This is a genomic window from Actinoplanes sp. NPDC049598 (genome assembly GCF_040675435.1).
In the GTDB taxonomy this organism is placed as follows: domain Bacteria; phylum Actinomycetota; class Actinomycetes; order Mycobacteriales; family Micromonosporaceae; genus Actinoplanes.
Window position 1 is genome coordinate 46333 of sequence record NZ_JBFAOX010000011.1, and the last position, 17226, is coordinate 63558.

Sequence of the window (17226 nt, forward strand, 5' to 3'; positions counted from 1 at the left end):
GCGTTGCGGAGAAGTTAGCAAGAGCTTGCAGTGAATGGAAGAGCTTGCAGGAACTCGCCGGCAACACGGCGGCACTAGAGTTGTCGCCATGCGTGCACGGATGGCCGACATCGCCCGTCAGGCCCAGGTCAGTGAGGCGACGGTCTCGCGTGTCATCAACGATCGCCCCGGGGTCTCCCACGAGACCCGGCAGGCGGTGCTCACCGCCCTCGACGTCCTGGGCTACGAGCGGCCCGAGCGGCTGCGCAAACGCAGCGCCGGCCTGGTCGGCCTGGTCGTGCCCGAGCTCGACAACCCGATCTTCCCGGCCTTCGCCCAGGTGATCGAGTCGACCCTGGCCCAGCAGGGCTACACGCCGGTGCTCTGCACCCAGTCCCCCGGCGGCGTCACCGAGGACGAGTACGTGGAGATGCTGCTCGACCGGCAGGTATCGGGCATCGTCTTCGTCTCCGGCCTGTCCGCCGACACCACCGCCGACCACGCCCGCTACCAGCGGCTGCTCGACCGCCCGCTACCCATCGTGCTGGTCAACGGCTACGCCGAGGGCATCGAGGCCCCGTTCGTCTCCTGCGACGACCGGCTCGCCGGCGACCTGGCCGTCACCCACCTGGTCGCGCTCGGCCACCGCCGGATCGGCATGATCTCCGGCCCGCACCGCTTCATCTCCACCCAGCGCAAGCTGGCCGGCTACCGCCAGGCCCTGCAGCGCGAGCTGAAGGTCCCCGACGCGTCGGCCGACGATTTCGTCTCCCTGACCCTGTTCGGCGTCGAGGGCGGCGAGGTGGCCGCCGACCGCCTCCTGGCCATGGGCGTCACCGGCCTGGTCTGCGGCTCGGATCTGATGGCCCTGGGCGCCATCCGCGCCGCCCGCCGCCGCGGCCTCTCAGTCCCCCACGACGTCTCGGTCATCGGCTTCGACGACTCCCCCCTCATCGCCTTCACCGACCCACCCCTGACCACCCTCCGCCAGCCCGTCCCGGCCATGGCCGTCGCCGCCGTCCGCTCCCTGATGGACGAGATCAACGGCCATGGGGCTCCGCATTCGGAATACCTGTTCCGTCCCGAGCTGGTCGCCCGCGACTCGACGGCGATCGCCCCGTCCCGCCGCCCCGTCCCCGCCGACACTCCGGCCGCCTGAAACTTCTTGCAAATCCTGCGGAGCTGCCAGCATCCATGTCGAGGCGGCGCGAAGCGATGGCTGGAGCAGCGCCCCACGCCTGAATTCCCCTGAAACATCAGACAGAAGTGCCATGTAAGACTGACCACCTATCGCGATGTCCTCGCGAAAAATCTTGATTGGGCGGCCACAACGCCTCTCAAATCTCGTCGTTATTGGAGTTGCTGGACTCTAAGTACGTCCAGTCGACTTCCACCGATGAGAAGGTGGCGCCTTAGACAACGGACACTCAGCATTCTTCGCTGCAGCGCTTCGTTTAGGACGGGGACGGCACGTTGCACCGCGCCGCCCCCGCCTCGAGACCAACGCGCTTTCACGCATCGCTCTCACTGCGATGACCCACCTCGCAAGGCCTGCCGTCTCTTCAGCAACCCAGAAAAGGAGGTCGCCGCATGCTTGGGAACACTACTCGCAGCGCTGACCAAGACAATCAACCTAACGGTGGGAGGGCGGCTACCGATGTGGCCAAACTCCTCGATCCGGTACAAAGGTCAGTAAGAACGCTTTGCGCACTATTGGTACCAATGGCGCTGGGCGGGGCCGCTCACCCCGCTTCGATTGTGGCCTGGACGGTAGCCGTCACAGTCGTGGGCATGCTGGTCATTGCGGGTTTGACGGCAATCTTGATCACTCAGAACACCAGGCGTCGCCGCCGTCCCATCAACATGCGAATGCCCGAACGCGGGCCGGCGCCCGACAGCCGGATTCACTCGCCAGAGTGACGCTATTTCCCCTTCGTAGCAATGAGCGGTTCGTAAACGAACCTGGGCCGTAAGAGTTACGGCCGAACGATCCGGTGTAATCGAATAGATCCCCTTATTCACGAGCGCGGCCCGGCCGATCGTTGGCGATTGGCCGGGCCGGGGTGCGTTTCAGGGGAAGGTCAGACGGCGAAGCTGCGGTGGCGGCGGAAGAGCTTGCGCATCATGAAGACGGTCTGGGCGATGGTGGCGATGTAGAGGATGGGCCAGCCCAGCGAGAGGATCGCGGACTGGACCGCGACGCTCTGCTGGCTCCACGCGTAGGTGGCGCCGCCCAGGATGGCGGCCAGGACGACCAGGGGCATGACGTAGGCGGAGCCCTTGCCCTTCTCCGCGTTGGCCTGGGCGGCCCAGTTGTCCTTGTCCGTCTTGGCCAGGAACTGGGTCCAGGCCGACACGAAGTGGCCCATCCGGATCCACATGTAGAGCTCGGCGGGCAACGCCAGAGCCGCGTACAGGATGTCCGAGGCGCTCTTGTCCTTCATCGACAGCGCCAGGCGCAGGTTGAGCAGCGCCGCCACGGCCGGGGGGATCAGCCAGATCGGGTTGAAGACGAAGGCGTGGATGGAGAGCGCGGCCACCAGCAGCAGGAGGAAGCCGAGGCGGGAGGCGATGTTGAACGCCATCGAGATGTTCTCGTACCACCTCAGCCGCAGGTTCGGGTGCAGCGGCTGGCCCTGGTTGTCGCCGCGGGTGCCGGGCCAGAACAGGTCGATGGCGCCGAAGTTCCATTTGACCTGCTGGCCGTGCAGGGCGCGCAGATTGGTCATCGGGCCGACGAAGGCGCGGGCGGTGGCGCTGATCTTCGTGCTGTAGCCGGCGTCCTTGATCTGCAGGGAGAGCTTGCTGTCCTCGACCTCGCTGTCGCGCACCCAGGGGGCCTGCTGGTGGTGGCGGACCATCACCGTTTCCAGGGCGCGGATGCTGAACAGGCTGCACTGGCCGCCGAGCACGGCCATGTTGCGGCCGCGGAGCAGGTTGTCCATGTTGAAGGCGGCGAACTGGGCCCGCTGGCCGGCGATCAGGAAGCGCGCCATCAGGCCCTTGTAGCGGTTCTTGTCGATGCTGTAGATGGCGCTGAGCCCGCCGATGCGCGGGTCGTCGGTCATCTCCAGCTCGAGCCGTTCGACCGCGTCGCGGGCCAGGGTGGTGTCGCCGTCGACGCCGAGGATGTAGTCGAAGCCGCGGGACAGGAAGTAGCCGTAGTTGAGGGCGCCGACCTTCTTGTCGGGGTTGGCGCCCATGTCGTGCACGTGGACCACCGTGACGAACTCTTCGCCCTTGACCGTGCGGGTGTGCCGGCCCTCGAAGGCCCGCGCGATCTCCGGGGTGTCGTCGTCGGTGTTGTTGATGATGACGTGGATGACGTCGGGCAGCCGGGTCTGGCCGAGCAGGCTCTTGAGCACGTCGGCGATCGTGTCCTGCTCGTTGTAGCAGGGGATGATGCAGCTGATCGTGGCGTTGCGCGGGGTGGCGCTGGAGGCGAAGGCGGCGATCTCGCCGGAGACCACCTCCACGTTCTCCAGGTCGGCCAGCTGGGGCTGGGCCGGCGGCAGGGCGAGCGGGCCGGCCTTGGCGCTGCGCGGCAGCAGGATCTGGCGGTCGGTGGCCCGGCGCAGGCCGGGACTGGACTCGGTCATCGGGCGGCACCGTTCGTGAGCAGCGGCAGGGTCAGGGTGTCGAGAGCGGTCGAGCGGTAGTAGCTGTTCGATTCCGGGGCGGTCTCCACGAGGAGGTCGAGCCGGATCGTCAGCGTGAGCTTCGCTGCTCCCGCCGTGGCTGCCGGGAGGGTCACCACCGTGTTGTAGGGGTACGGCGGGGTGACGTCGAACTTGCCGCTGTCGGTGGTGACCACGGCCCGTTTCGCGCTGTCGTCCTGGGTCACCTGGAACGTGGTGACGGTGACGCGGTGGGTGCTGTCGGCGTCCTCGATGTGGGCGGCGACGTTGATGGTCTTGGCCGACGCCGCCGTGTAGAGCTTGGCGTTGTCGGAGGTCCAGTAGGTGAGCTGCACCGAGAAGCCGCCCTGGTCGATCCGGTGCGTCACCGAACCGGTGTCCAGGGGTCCGCTGGCCCGCGTGGGGGCAGCCGAGGGGGAGACGGACGGCGACGCACTCGACGACGGCGATGGGGATGGCGAGGAGACGCCGCCCAGCAGCGGCTTGCTGCTACTGGTGAGGTCAGTGAGGCTGCTACAACCAGCCAGCAGGACGGCGAGAAGGCCGGCTGCCACACTTCGGGGGATAAGCGTACGAGTCAACGGCCCGTCCTGCTGCTCGAGGTGACCAGGGGTAAGCCTCCCGATCGGCCGCCCGGACCCGCACTTGAAGCAACGTGACGACCGCCACAAACGCGGATCGTCCACTCAGGAGATCCGGTGCATTGGCATCGGTTGATCGGCTATGCCGGTACCCCCTGCGTGACAGGCAAGTTACCGTGAGAAGGCGTCGGGACCACGGGCAGTGGCCATGGAGCCACGTCACGATCAATCCACCGGCCCAGTGTCTCCGAATGGACAACAGAGCGTCCATCGGGAAGGTGATGCTGGTGATCCGGGTCGCGGTGGCCAGGGAAGAGGGATATTTCGGCGTTCCGGTCCGAGCCCTGCTCGAGACCCATCCCGACATGCAGTTCGTGGGCACGATGCCGTTCGGCAACGCCCTGCCCCGGCTGGCCGCGGAGTCGTGGCCGCGGGTCATCGTGATCGACACCGACCGGATGGTCAGCCAGGTGCTGCCGGTGGCCACCGAGATGCACTCGGCCGCGCCGGCCTGCGCCCTGCTGCTGCTCTGCGACCCGGCCAAGCGCGGCATGCTGCCGCCCCGGCATCGCACCGGCTGTCTCAACTTCCTGCTGAAAACGGCGAGTGCCCATCTTCTCGCCGATTCCGTACGCCGTCTCGCGCTGGGCGAACGGGTGGTGTCGCCGATGCTGCAGGCGGCCTCGCTGAACACCGAGCGCGGCCTGACCACGCGCGAGCTCGAGGTGCTTGGGCTGGCCGCCGAGGGTGACTCGGTCAAGGAGATAGCGGGCCGCCTCTATCTCTCGGGCGGGACGGTCCGTAACTACCTGTCGGCCATCATCGCCAAGACCGGCGCCCGCAACCGCCTCGACGCCATTCGTATCGCCCGTAAGGACGGCTGGCTCCGCTGAACCGCCACGTACTGTGGGAACGGTGCAGCGATTGGTGATCCCCGCGATCCCGGTGATGCTCGTCCTCGGGGTCGCGCTGATGGCCGTCGCCGCCAACCGCCTGCGGGACAAGGCCCAGCTGGTCAACGCGTGGCTGGCCGGCTGGTACGCGGTGGCCGTCCTCGGCGCCACCATGCTGCCGCTCCACATCGGCTGGGGTCCGGGATCGCCCGACTGGTACCGGATCGTCCTGGTGCCCATCCTCGAGATGCGCCCGGGTGACTTCCTGCTGAACACCGCGATGATGCTGCCGCTGGCCTGGTTCCTGCGCACGGTCCTCGGGGTCACCCGGGAGCTCCGCGTGGTGCGGACCGGCTTCCTGATCAGCCTCACCATCGAGCTCACCCAGCTGGTGCTGCTGATCACCCTGCACGGCACCCGCTGGTTCGACGTCAACGACCTGATCTCCAACACGCTGGGCGCGTGGCTGGGCTTCGTGGCTCTCGAGCGCTTGCTGCGCTTTCCGGTGGTACGGAATCTCGCCCGGCGCACCGAGATCGTCCGGCCTCAGCCGGCCATCACCCGTTCGTAGAGGGCGCCCACCTCGTCGGCCATCCGGTCGGCGCCGTAGCGGCCGGGCAATGTCCGGGCCGGCAGCCGGGCCCCGTACCGCTCGAAGTGACAGAGCACCTCGGCCCGCAGCGCCCGCGGCAGCGACTCCGGGTCGTGCGGGGTGAGCCGCCGCGCGTCGTCCACCGGCGTGCGGGCGGCGGCCAGCTCCTCCAGCGGCGCGCAGGCCGCGTAGAGGGCGGGCAGCCCGGCCGCGATCGCCTCGAGCACGGCCAGCCCGAACGTCTCGCGGCCGGGCGAGGCGAAGATGTCCATCGCGCACAGCATCTCCCGCGCGTGCTCGACCGGCCCGGCGAACAGCACCCGGCCGCTCACCCCCTCGATGGCGGCCAGCCGTTCGAGCGCGTCGCGGGCCGGCCCGTCGCCGACCAGCAGCAGTATCGCCTCCGGGACCTCGGTCACGGCCTGGATCAGGGTGTCGAAGCCGCGGCGCGGTTCGAGCCGGCCCACCGCGCCGATGACCGGTGTGCCGGGCGGGATCCGCAGCCGGGAGCGGGCGGCCGAGCGCAGCCGCGGGTCGTAGGCGAACTCGGCCGCGTCGAGCGCCTTGGGGATCGAGGTGACCCGGTCGAGCGGCACGCCCCACCGCCGGAGCCGGTCGGCCACCGCGGGCGCGGCCGCGATCGTGCCGCCGCCGTGCCGCTCGCCGGCCCGGTAGAGCGCGCGCACCCCGGCGGCGGTCTGCTCGCCCTCGTCGGCGTGGTACTCGGTGGCGATCACATGTGGCAGCCGGGCCAGGCGGGCCGCCACCCGGCCCTGCACGCACGCGCGGAACAGGTGCGTGTGGACGACGTCGAAGTGCCCGCCACGGATCAGCCGGCGCAGGCGGCGGATCGCGCCGAGGTCCCGGTCACGGGTCGACGGAAACTCGCGCACGGTGACCCCGGCCGCCCGCACCGCGGGTGGAACCGGGCCGAGCGTGACCACCTCACCCTCGTACGGCAGCCGCCCCAGAAGCAGCCGCAGCTGATGCTCGGCGCCGCTGCCGGGCCGAGCCCCGATCACGTGCAGGATCCGCATGACGACCCCATTCCGCGACCATTGATGTCAATGGACCGTCGCAGACCGTTCCGGACAATGACAGTTGCAAATGTCATGCCGAACAAGAGGGCTTCTCATGTTCTACGAGCGACATAACAGCAGCTCAGGGTCATGTCATGCCTAACATGAGAGATGTTCGCGTCGCTCATGACAATTGCTACTGTATTCCTTCGGCACCTGCTGCGAGCCTTTGGAAGCGCTGATGCAAAGGCGCTTCCGGCGCGGATTTCCCGGGGAGGAATCCATGGTGGTGGCCAGTGCCGAACACGAGGTGTCCGAGACCCGATGGGCGGCCGGGGTGCTGCCCGGCCGCGCCGCCCGGGCCGGCACCGACGCCCTCGCCCTGGCGGCCGCCCTGCTGATCGCCACCCTGCTGCGCCACGACGGCGACTTCGCCGAGGTCGACGCGACCGGCCTGATCGTGCTGGCCATGGTCGCGGCGGTCGTGCAGACGATCACCGGCGCCTGGTGGGGCCTCTACACGGGCCGGTGGCAGTACGGCTGCTTCGAGGAGATCGCGGCGCTGGCCAAGACCCTCGCGGTCACCACGCCGGTTCTGTTCGTGCTGGACACGCTGCTGGGCCGGCTCGTGCCGCGCTCGGCCATCATCGGGGGCGGCCTGATCGCGCTCGTGCTGGCGGCCGGTGTGCGGTATTCCGTACGGCTGCTGCGGGACCAGAGGTTGCGCCCCTCGCCCGAGCACGGCATCCGGGTCGTGGTGATGGGCGCCGGTGAGGGCGGCGCCCAGGCCGTGCGGGCGATGCTGCGCAGCCCGTCCAGTCCGTACGTGCCGGTCGCCCTGCTCGACGACGACCCGGCCAAGCGCACCCTGCAGATCATGGGCGTGCCGGTGGCCGGCCCCCGCCGCGCGCTGGCCGAGGTGGTACGCCGCTACGGCGCCCACTCGCTGCTCATCGCCATCCCGAGCGCCGGGGCCGAGCTGATCCGCGAGCTCACCGAGGCGGCCGGCCCGCTCAATGTCGACCTCAAGGTCGTGCCGCCGGTGGTGGAGCTGTTCGGGCGCCCGGTCGGCGTCGAGGACATCCGCCCGGTCGGCCACGCCGATCTGCTCGGCCGCCGCGAGATCGGCATCGACCTGGCCGCCGTGGCCGGCTACCTCGCGGGGCGCCGGGTGCTGGTCACCGGGGCCGGCGGGTCGATCGGCTCCGAGCTGTGCCGCCAGCTCGCCCGCTTCGGCCCGGAACGGCTGGTGATGCTCGACCGCGACGAGTCCGGCCTGCACGCCGTGCAGCTGTCGCTGGACGGCCGGGGCCTGCTCGACGACCGCAACCTGGTGGTGGCCGACATCCGCGACCAGCCCCGGCTCGACGAGGTCTTCGCCGAGCACCGACCCCAGGTCGTCTTTCACGCGGCCGCCCTCAAACACCTGCCGCTGCTGGAGATGCACCCGGCCGAGGCCCTCAAGACCAACATCATCGGCACCTACCAGCTGCTGCAGACCGCGCTGCGCCACGGCGTGGAGCGGCTCGTCAACATCTCCACCGACAAGGCGGCCGGGCCGGTCAGCGTGCTCGGCTACTCCAAACGCATCACCGAGCGGCTCACCGCGGCCGCCGGCTTCTCGTCCGTGCGCTTCGGCAACGTGCTCGGCAGCCGCGGCTCGGTGCTGACCGCCTTCGCGGCCCAGATCGAGGCGGGCGGCCCGATCACGGTCACCGACCCCGATGTCACCCGTTACTTCATGACCGTCCAGGAGGCTGTACGCCTCGTGGTGCAGGCCGGCGCGCTCGAGAGCAACGGCGAGGTGCTGGTGCTCGACATGGGTGAACCGGTACGCATCGCCGACGTGGCCAAGCGGCTGGCCGACGCGGCCGAGCAGCACATCGCCATCGTCTACACCGGACTGCGCCCGGGCGAGAAGCTCGAGGAGAGCCTGTTCGGGCCGGGCGAGACGGACGACCGCCCGCACCACCCGCTCATCTCCCAGGTGCCGGTGCCGCCGCTCGACGGCTCGGTGCTGTCCCTGCTCGACGCGGCCGCCCCGCGACCGGATCTGGTCGCCGTCCTGCGCTGGCTCGCCGACAGCCCCGCCTTCGTCAAGGAGCGCACCACATGAAGGTCGTAGTAGCCGGTCAGGGGTACGTCGGTCTCCCGCTCGCCGTGCACGCGGCGCGGGCCGGGCACACGGTCGTCGGCTACGACGTCGACGAGGAACGCGTCAAGCGGCTGGCCGCCGGCGAGTCCTACGTCGACGACGTGTCCTCGGAAGAGCTGCGGACGCTGGTCGACTCGGGGATGCTGCGTCCCACCCACGATCCGCGGACCTGCGCGGGTTTCGACGTCGCCGTCATCGCCGTGCCGACACCCCTGCGCGAGGGCACGCCGGACCTGGGATACATCGAGGAATCGGCCCGCACCCTGGCCCGGTACCTGCGGCCGGGCGCCACGGTCGCGCTGGAGTCGACCACCTATCCCGGCACCACCTCGGACCTGGTCGCGCCGATCCTGGAAGAAGGCTCCGGCCTGATCGCCGGCACGGACTTCTATCTCGGCTACAGCCCCGAGCGGATCGACCCCGGCAACCGGGAATGGCATCTCGCGGTCACCCCGAAGGTCGTCTCGGGCATCAATCCGGCGTCCTTGCAACGGATCCAGGCCTTCTACGGCACCATCGTCGAGCACACCGTGCCGGTCTCCGACTGCAAGGCGGCCGAGCTGGCCAAGCTCCTCGAGAACACCTTCCGGCACGTCAACATCGCGCTCGTCAACGAGCTGGCGGTCTTCGCGCACGAGCTCGGCATCGACGTGTGGGAGGCGATCGACGCCGCGTCCTCCAAGCCGTTCGGCTTCATGCGCTTCACCCCCGGCCCCGGTGTCGGCGGCCACTGCCTGCCGATCGACCCGTCCTACCTGTCGTGGCGGGTGCAGCGCACGCTCGGCCAGAGCTTCCGCTTCGTCGAGCTGGCCAACGACATCAACAACCACATGCCCGACTACGTCGTACGCCGTCTCGTCGCGGCCCTCAACGAACGGCGCAAGCCGGTCAACGGCTCCCGGATCCTGCTGCTGGGCCTGGCCTACAAGCGCGACAGCGGCGACGCCCGCGAGTCACCGGCCCGCCGGGTGGCCGCGCTGCTGCTGTCGATGGGCGCCGACGTGCACGCGGCCGACCCGCACGTGGTCGAGGACGCCACGATCGACCGGCGGGTCCGGCGGGTCACGGCCACCGAGGAGCAGATCGCCGCCGCCGACGCGGTCGTGCTGCTGGCCGACCACTCCGAGTTCGACCTCAATCTGGTGGCCCGGCACGCCGCGTACGTCCTGGACACCCGCCATTGCCTGACCGGACCGACCGTGGAGGCGCTGTGATGTGGGATCTGCTCAACCGCGCGGTGGCCGCGCTGGCCCTTCTCCTCCTCGCGCCGGTCCTCCTGCTCATCTCGGCCTGGATCCGCCTGGCCGACGGCCCGGGCGTGCTGTTCGTGCAGGACCGGACCGGCCGCGGCGGCGTGCCGTTCCGGATGCTGAAGTTCCGCTCGATGGTGCACGACTCGGTGGCGCTGAGCTCCGGCCTCGGCATGGCCGATCCGTTCGGGTTGCTCGAGGACGACCCCCGGATCACCCGCTGCGGCCGGTTCCTGCGCCGCACCAGCCTCGACGAGCTGCCCCAGCTGTGGAACGTGGTCCGGGGCGACATGCTGCTCGTCGGCCCCCGCCCCGACGTGCTGCCCCAGGCGGCGAACTACTCGGCCCTGGACGCGCGCCGGCTCGAGGTCAAGCCCGGCATCACCGGCTGGGCCCAGATCAACGGCCGCGACGACATCGACTGGCCGCAGCGCTTCGTCCTCGACCGCTGGTACGTGGACCACCGCTCCCCCTGGCTCGACGTGCGCATCCTGTGGCGTACCTTCACGTCGCTCAACCGCGGCGAGCCGCCCGTCCACGTCGACGAGCTGAACATCGCCCGCGCGGCCGAGGCCGACCGTGCCGCATGAGATCGGCTCGGAGTTCCCCTGGGATCCCCGTTGGCTGAGCGCCGAGCACGACACGTGGCTTCCCGACCGCCACCAGCTCTTCGCGACGGCGTGCGGCGCCCTGCACGCCGTCGTCCGGCTCCTGCGCCCGCGCGGCCGGATGCACTTCCCCTCGTACTTCTGCACCGGGGTCGCCGCCGCCCTGATCGAGGACATCCCGATCGCGTGGTACCGCCACCTTCCCGACGATCAGGGCCCGCGCCTGGACACCTTGCAGGCCCGCGACGGCGACCTCGTCGTGGCGCAGAACCTCTTCGGCCGCGAGACCGGCGCCCCGTGGCGACCCTGGATCGAGGCCCACCCCGGCGTCATCGTCATCGAGGACCACTCACACGACCCGCTGAGCGAATGGGCCCGGCACAGCACCGCCGCCTACGCGGTGGCGTCGCTGCGCAAGACCCTGCCCCTGCCCGACGGCGGGCTGCTCTGGTCACCCCGGGGCCGCCGCCTGCCCGCCCCGTCCGGCCCCCCAGGCCCCGGCAGCGACCTGAAACTGGCCGCAATGCTCCTGAAAGCCGCCGGCCTGCCCCACGAGACTTTCCGCCCCCTGCAACAACAAGGCGAACAGACCCTGCTGTGCAGCGTCGCTCCGCCGTCCGCGCTCACCGCTGCCGCCCTCCCCCTGATGGACGTGGCCGGCCTGCGCGACCGGAGCACCGCAAGCGCCCGCACCCTCGCCGGCCTGCTCCCGGCCGAAACCCCCGAGTGGGAACTCCTGCCCACCGGGCCGGCCCCGTTCCGCGTACAGCTCCTCTGCCGCTCCGAGCCGATCCGCGATGCCCTGCAGAAGCACCTGGCCCAGCAGCAGATCTACGCCCCCGTCCACTGGCGCCAGGACCGCACCGCCTTCTGGAGCGGCGACGAGGAGGCCGCCACCCTGGCCGCCCGCATGCTCACCCTCCCGGCCGACCACCGCTGCGACCCGGCCGACCTGCAGCGCCTCGCCGACGCCGGCGCCCGGCTGTCATGATCGCCCGATGGGCTTCGAGATCCACATCACGCGGGCCATTCGCTGGCCGGAAAGCGAACGCTTCCCGATCCTGGGCCATGAGGTGGAGGCCCTGGTGGCCGGCGAACCCGACCTGACCATTCCGCCCGACGCACCCCGACGGGCCGATTTCTGTTACGTGGCTTGGCGATCCGGCATCCCGAAGTGGGAGCACCACCTGCTTTTCCGCGAGGGCCGGCTCAGCATCAAGCACCCGGAGCTCGAGTTCGTACGCCGCATGCTCGAGCTCGGCGAGCGGCTCGACGCCTGGGTGATCAGCGACGACGACCAGCCGTACCGGTGGGACGGCGCCGAGGTGGTGGTCTGGGAGCGAGACCCGGCGGCGTTCGCGCAGCGGCAGTTGTTCCTGACCCGCGGCCGGCGATGGGGCGGCGACAACAAGCACGCGCCGATCCTCCCGGACGAGTGGGCGGCGCTGGTGGCCGCGCAACGCGACTTCACGTTGCTGACGAGCGTCGAGGCGGCCCTGCCGTCCGGCACCCGCTCGCTGGCGGTCCCGGCGATCGCCGGCTGGACCGGTCACCCGTCGGGGCGGCCGGTGCCGTTCTCCTTCGACGAGGACGTGATCGAGGTCCGAGACGCCGACGAGCACACCGAGCGCCGCATGGTGGACCTGGCGACCGGCCTGGCCGCAAGGCTGGTCGACGGCGAAGAGAGCTCGCCGCCGTGGCCGCCCAGCGCAACACCATGTCGGCCCAGAAGGCCATCGAGACCACCCTGAACGCGGCCAAGGCGACCAACGCCGACGGCGCCGCCCTGCAGTCGCTGGCCCTGACCCAGCAGTCGGCCCTGCAGGCCGAGTACCGGCGGGTCGCCGCCCAGGAGGCCGCCGCCCAGGCCAAGGCGGCCGCACTGGCCGCCGCCGAGCTGGCCACCACCGCGGCCACCCAGGCCGCCCGGGCCAAGACCGACCGGGCCACGGCCGCGACGGCCGAGACCGAGGCGAAGAAGCAGTCGGACATCGCCCGCGCCAAGCGCGTGACCGCCGAGGCCGAGCGGGACAACGCCAAGGCGGCCGCGGAGAAGACCCGCTCGGCGTACCTGACGGCCACTTCAGCCGCGGCGGACGCCCTCGTGGCTTCCGAGAACGCCGCCTACGCGGCCGATCAGGCCGAGGTCGAGGCCGACAAGGCCGCTGCCGCGGCGGTCGTCGCGCGGACCAACGCCACCGCCTCGAAGCAGCACGCGGACGAAGCCACCGCGGAAAGCGCCCGCACGGCCGGCGCCGCCTACGCGGCCTCCGAGGCGGCCTTCGCGGCTCGTGACTCGGCGGCCCAGGCGGTCGCCGCGGCCACCGAGGCGATCAGCCTCGGCACGCCGTTCGCGGCGACCGACGCCTCGGCCGGCTTTGCCGTGCTGGTCGGGCAAAGCTCGATGACCATCGCGCAACAGCAGGCGGCGACCGCCCAGCTCCGGGCGGACGAGGCGGCCAAGGCCGCACTGGCCGCCGCACAGTTGGCGGCGCAGGCGCAGGGCGACGCCAAGCTGGCCGCCCAGGCCGCGTCGGCTGCGGCGGCCGACGCGTCAGCGGCCGCGAAGTCCGCGATCGCGGCCCGGGCCTCGGCCAGCGCGGCCGCCGCCGATGCCAAGGCGGCACAGGACTCGGCCGATCGCGCCGCCGGCTACGACAACCAGGCCCAGCTCGACGCGCTCTCGGCCGACATCGCCGCCTCGAACGCGGAAAGCGAGGCTCGCCTGGCCGATGCCGAGGCGAGCGACGCCGAGCGGGACGCGGGCGCGGCCCGTTCGGCCGCGAGCAAGGCCGAGTCAGACTCCCGGGAGGCTTCGGGCTGGGCCGAGCGGGCCGACGCCTCGGCCACCGACGCGGAGGAGTCGGCGGCCAACGCGAACGCCTACACCACGCAGGCTCAGGAAGCGGCGGCCCGGGCCGAGGAACAGGAGCGCCAGGAAGCGCTGGCCGCACGCAACGATCAGATGAACGGGCCGGCCCCGACGCCGGTCAACGCCTCGGACGAGGCGATCCTGCTCGCGGCCTGCGGTCAGCCGTGCGTGGACGAGTACCACGCCGCGCTGCAGATCTCCGGTCAGGACGTGCTCGAGTGGGTCAAGGCCAACGGCGGCTCGATCCTGCTCGACCTGATCGGCTGGACCGACGCCAAGGCCTGCTTCACCGAGGGCGACGTCGAGGGCTGCCTCTGGACGGCCGTCAACGCGATCTCCACGGCTGCGGTCGTCCTCAAGATCCCGGCCATCACCGCGGCGATCGTTCGGGTCAGCACCGGCATCGGCAACTTCTTCCGGGCCACCAGTCGGGCTCGCAAGATCGTCGACAAGTTCATCGAGATCATCGAGCGGGCCAAGAAGGGCCCGGACAAGCCGGACACGAAGCCCGGGGTCGGCTGTCCGATACCGCTTGGCGTAGCGCGAGCGGCGGCGACCGCCAAGGCCGCGGGCACGGAGGAGTGCAAGGACTTCCCCTACGGCAAGGACAAGACGAAGCTGCACAAGGACGGCAAGTACCGCCTCAAGGACGGCGACACCGAGGAGAAGATCTACGACCCGAGCGACCTCAGCAAGACCATCACCGACATCGACTGGATCAAGGATGGGTGCTGTGGGAGAACAAGTCCGCGAAGAACCTCTGGAACGACGCGGATGCGGTGGACGAGTGGGTCGCCAAGCACATCGGCCCCAAGATCAGGAAGTATGTGCAGGCGCGGCAGTACATCAAGGACTACGAGAACGCGCCGGTCGGCTTCAACTTCCATGACACCGGCCTCCCGTCCCTGCTGCGCCCGGCAGTGGAGAAGAAGGTTGCGGAGCTTCGGCTCCAACTCGGCGTCGACATCCGGATACGGTGGGCTTCGTGACATATGTGTTCTTCGTCGACGATGCTGAGGGCCGAACGGTGTGGAGCCCGGTGAGCACGGCCGGCGCCCTGTTCACCGGGATGGTCAAGGTGGTCGCGGATGTCGACGACGTGCCGACCGGCTTGACCGCCCGCGCCGACGACCTGCATGCCATAGATCCCGAGCGGTTCGAGGCGTTCGTCCGGCGGGGTCTCTCCGCCTACGCCTCGACGAATCACGGGAAGATCCGGCTGGCGCTGGAGGGCGTGCTGCCGACCGCCACCGTGTTGTTGGAGCGGTGCGGCCGACCACTCTCGCCGCAGCACGACGAGGAGCGAACCATCATGCAACGGGGCCAGACCCTGGGGATGGTCTGGTAATTCGCGTCGCGTCGCGTGGCAGTGAAGTGGCGGGCGCCCCATCGTCGGGGTGCCCGCCGCTTTCGTTCAGCGGTAGGGCGGGAAGCGCCCCTCCAGCGCCTCCGGGGTCGGGGGACCGGCCAGTTTCTCGTACGCCTGGGGCTCGGTGATGACGCGCCAGGTGTGGAAGGTTTGGCGGCCTGACGAGAAAGCGGCCTTGTAGCGGAACAGGGAGTCGGCCGCGCCGCCCAGGCCGCCGCCGAGGTGGTAGACGGTGGCGCCGGTGGTGCGGCCCCACGTGCGGACCTCGTCGTAGAGGAGCTTGTCGGCGTGGTGGATCTCGCCGTCGCGGGTCGACTGCAGGTGGGTGTGCAGGATGCCGTTGTAGGCGAAGAAGAGGTTGCCGCCGAGGACCTCACCGTCCGGGGAGAGGGCGACCGCCAGATGCACGTGGCCGTCCAGAACGGACCGCATCAGCGAGAAGTAGTCGTTGGAGAAGAAGTAGAAGCCGGTGGCGCCGACCCGGCGCATCGTCGCGTGGTAGGTGGCGATCCACTCGTCGTAGCGGCTCCAGTCGTCGAAGACGACGGTGACGCCGGCCCGGCGGGCTTTGTTGATCTGGTTGCGGTGGCTGCGGTGGGTCTGCCGCCACATCTCGTCGGCGCTGAGGCGCAGGTCGATCGAGACCGTCTCGCCGTGGCGGACCAGGGTTCCGGCGGCGGCCAGCGGGGCGGCGGGCACGGGCAGCAGCGGGTGCATCCGCACGAAGGCGGTGACTATTCCGCGCGTACAGGCCAGCTCGGTGAAGGCGCGCCAGGCGCGCTCGAAGAAGTCCTCGGTGACGGCGTCGCTCACCGGGCCGGGATAGCCGTACGGCGAGACGGCGTCGAGCAGGTCCGTGTCCGGCACCGGGCGAAGCAGCAGCGGCAGCAGGAGAACCCGGTCCGCCTCGGCGTACCGGAAAGCGATCGGCCGGGTCTCCGGCAACCCGGCGTCGAGCCGTGCGTACTCGGGTAGGTGGTAGACGTCGTGCCGGACCCGGGCGAGCGTGTCGGCCCACGCCCGGTCGTCCGGTTTCAGTATCGCGGCTTCAGCCATAGGTGCTCCTTTCGGCGTTGGCGTGCAGGCGGCGCCGGGCCCGGTGCCGCCGGCGCGCGGCCAGAGCCCCGCGCAGCATGGCCCGGGCGGCCGCCGTCTGGGTGGTCACGTGCAGAACATAACGCCACAGTGGATAGTCGCCGCGGCGGTTCGACAGCGCGTACGAGAACTGTTTCGCCGGCAGGTCGGCGTACGTCGGCATCCGCTCGAACCACGTGCTGCTGGCCAGCGCCGCCCGTTGCAGAGGGGCGAGCGCCGATCGCCGGCGGTGCTCGTAGCGTTCGAGGGCGGCCGGCAGCTGCTTCTCCAACTTGAGGCAGTCGGCCAGGGCCATCGCGTCCTGCATGGCCAGCTTGGTGCCGGAGCCGATGGCGAAGTGCGTGGTGTGGGCGGCGTCGCCGAGCAGGGCCACCACCCCGTGGTCCCAGCGGCGGTTGGTGACGCGGCGGAAGCTCATCCACCCCGTACCGCCGGAAGTGGCCCGATGGTCGATGAGCGGTTGCCCGCCGAGGTGCGCGGCGAAGATGTTCTCCAGCCGGGCGCAGCCGGCCGCCGCGTCGAGGCGGTCGAACTCCAGCGCGGCCCACGTCTCGGGGGTGCACTCGACGATGAACGTGCTGGCGTCGCGCGAGAACGGGTAGGCGTGGAACCAGATCCAGCCGGCGTGGGTGCGCTCGAAGCCGAACGTGAAGGTGTCGAAGATGTTCGGGGTGCCCAGCCAGATGTACTTGTTACGGCCGGTCTCGACCTCGGCCCCGAAGTGCTCGGCGGCCTGGTCCCGCAGCCGGCTCCCGGCGCCGTCGCACGCGACCACCAGGTCGGCCGGGGGCAGCACGGGCCGGCCGGCCGATTCGGTGCGGTAGCGGATGTCGACGCCGAGCTCGGCGGCCCGCTCGGCCAGGATGTCGAGCAGGCGGTGCCGGCCCAGGCTGTAGCCGTAGCCGGGCAGGTGGGTGACGTGCTTGCCGGTGCAGCGCACCTCGTACTCGTCCCACTTGTAGGCGGCCGCCCAGATCCGCTCGGCGCTGACCAGGTCGTAGCGGAACAGGTCGTCGAGCAGGTCGTCCCAGAACACGACACCCCAGCCGTAGGTGACACCCTCCGGATCGCGCTCCAGCACGGTGATCCGGTGCCGCGGGTCGGCCAGCTTGGCCAGCACCGCGAAGTAGAGCCCGGCGGGGCCGCCGCCGACGCACGTGATGCGCATGGGGGCC

Annotated in this window: 15 protein-coding genes; 10 read left to right on the top strand and 5 right to left on the bottom strand. The window is 70.4% G+C overall.

Annotated elements, in window-relative coordinates; all coding sequences use genetic code 11:
- Positions 1-88: 88 nt before the first annotated feature.
- Entirely contained in the window at positions 89-1138 is a 1050-nt protein-coding gene (locus tag AB0J66_RS24800; protein ID WP_364664877.1) for a LacI family DNA-binding transcriptional regulator, read from the top strand.
- Positions 1139-2060: 922 nt separating this feature from the next.
- Here AB0J66_RS24800 and AB0J66_RS24805 read toward each other — a convergent pair.
- Together AB0J66_RS24805 and AB0J66_RS24810 are read right to left on the bottom strand one after the other, a co-directional pair.
- A complete protein-coding gene (locus tag AB0J66_RS24805; protein ID WP_364664880.1) occupies positions 2061-3578 on the bottom strand; it encodes a glycosyltransferase family 2 protein in 1518 nt (505 codons plus the stop codon).
- Positions 3575-3985, bottom strand: a complete 411-nt coding sequence (locus AB0J66_RS24810; protein ID WP_364664883.1) for a hypothetical protein — start codon at positions 3983-3985, stop codon at positions 3575-3577. The genes AB0J66_RS24805 and AB0J66_RS24810 overlap by 4 nt, the downstream gene beginning before the upstream one ends.
- A 464-nt stretch (positions 3986-4449) precedes the next feature.
- Between AB0J66_RS24810 and AB0J66_RS24815 the strand changes: the two genes are divergently transcribed.
- Complete coding sequence (locus AB0J66_RS24815) at positions 4450-5091, top strand: response regulator transcription factor (RefSeq protein WP_364664886.1); 642 nt, start codon at positions 4450-4452, stop codon at positions 5089-5091.
- A 22-nt stretch (positions 5092-5113) separates the two neighbouring features.
- The gene (locus tag AB0J66_RS24820; protein WP_364664889.1) at positions 5114-5662 is read left to right on the top strand and encodes a VanZ family protein; all 549 of its coding nucleotides are present in this window, start codon (positions 5114-5116) and stop codon (positions 5660-5662) included.
- Here the strand turns inward: AB0J66_RS24820 and AB0J66_RS24825 are convergent.
- Positions 5638-6720 (bottom strand): glycosyltransferase, encoded by a 1083-nt coding sequence (locus AB0J66_RS24825; protein WP_364664892.1) that lies wholly within the window; start codon positions 6718-6720, stop codon positions 5638-5640. The genes AB0J66_RS24820 and AB0J66_RS24825 overlap by 25 nt on opposite strands.
- Positions 6721-6985: 265 nt before the next feature.
- Here AB0J66_RS24825 and AB0J66_RS24830 point away from each other — a divergent pair, with 265 nt between their 5' ends.
- The 7 genes from AB0J66_RS24830 to AB0J66_RS24860 are packed head-to-tail and all read left to right on the top strand — an operon-like array spanning position 6986 to position 14935.
- Positions 6986-8818, top strand: coding sequence for a nucleoside-diphosphate sugar epimerase/dehydratase (locus AB0J66_RS24830; protein WP_364664894.1), 1833 nt, complete (start codon positions 6986-6988; stop codon positions 8816-8818).
- Complete coding sequence (locus AB0J66_RS24835) at positions 8815-10071, top strand: nucleotide sugar dehydrogenase (protein ID WP_364664897.1); 1257 nt, start codon at positions 8815-8817, stop codon at positions 10069-10071. The genes AB0J66_RS24830 and AB0J66_RS24835 overlap by 4 nt, the downstream gene beginning before the upstream one ends.
- Positions 10071-10697 carry a sugar transferase gene (locus AB0J66_RS24840; protein ID WP_364665574.1) on the top strand — a complete coding sequence of 209 codons (627 nt, stop codon included), beginning with the start codon at positions 10071-10073 and terminating at the stop codon, positions 10695-10697. Before AB0J66_RS24835 ends, AB0J66_RS24840 begins: the two co-directional genes overlap by 1 nt.
- A complete protein-coding gene (locus AB0J66_RS24845) occupies positions 10687-11706 on the top strand; it encodes a hypothetical protein (RefSeq protein ID WP_364664900.1) in 1020 nt (339 codons plus the stop codon). The genes AB0J66_RS24840 and AB0J66_RS24845 overlap by 11 nt, the downstream gene beginning before the upstream one ends.
- Before the next feature lie 7 nt (positions 11707-11713).
- Entirely contained in the window at positions 11714-12466 is a 753-nt protein-coding gene (locus AB0J66_RS24850) for a hypothetical protein (RefSeq protein ID WP_364664903.1), read from the top strand.
- The gene (locus AB0J66_RS24855; protein WP_364664905.1) at positions 12412-14604 is read left to right on the top strand and encodes a hypothetical protein; all 2193 of its coding nucleotides are present in this window, start codon (positions 12412-12414) and stop codon (positions 14602-14604) included. Before AB0J66_RS24850 ends, AB0J66_RS24855 begins: the two co-directional genes overlap by 55 nt.
- Positions 14573-14935 (top strand): DUF6086 family protein, encoded by a 363-nt coding sequence (locus AB0J66_RS24860; protein WP_364664908.1) that lies wholly within the window; start codon positions 14573-14575, stop codon positions 14933-14935. Before AB0J66_RS24855 ends, AB0J66_RS24860 begins: the two co-directional genes overlap by 32 nt.
- A gap of 66 nt (positions 14936-15001) precedes the next feature.
- Here AB0J66_RS24860 and AB0J66_RS24865 read toward each other — a convergent pair whose 3' ends face one another.
- Positions 15002-16012: a GNAT family N-acetyltransferase gene (locus AB0J66_RS24865; RefSeq protein WP_364664911.1), complete on the bottom strand. Its 1011-nt coding sequence runs from the start codon at positions 16010-16012 to the stop codon at positions 15002-15004.
- The gene (locus AB0J66_RS24870; RefSeq protein ID WP_364664913.1) at positions 16005-17219 is read right to left on the bottom strand and encodes an FAD-dependent monooxygenase; all 1215 of its coding nucleotides are present in this window, start codon (positions 17217-17219) and stop codon (positions 16005-16007) included. The genes AB0J66_RS24865 and AB0J66_RS24870 overlap by 8 nt, the downstream gene beginning before the upstream one ends.
- Positions 17220-17226: the final 7 nt, after the last annotated feature.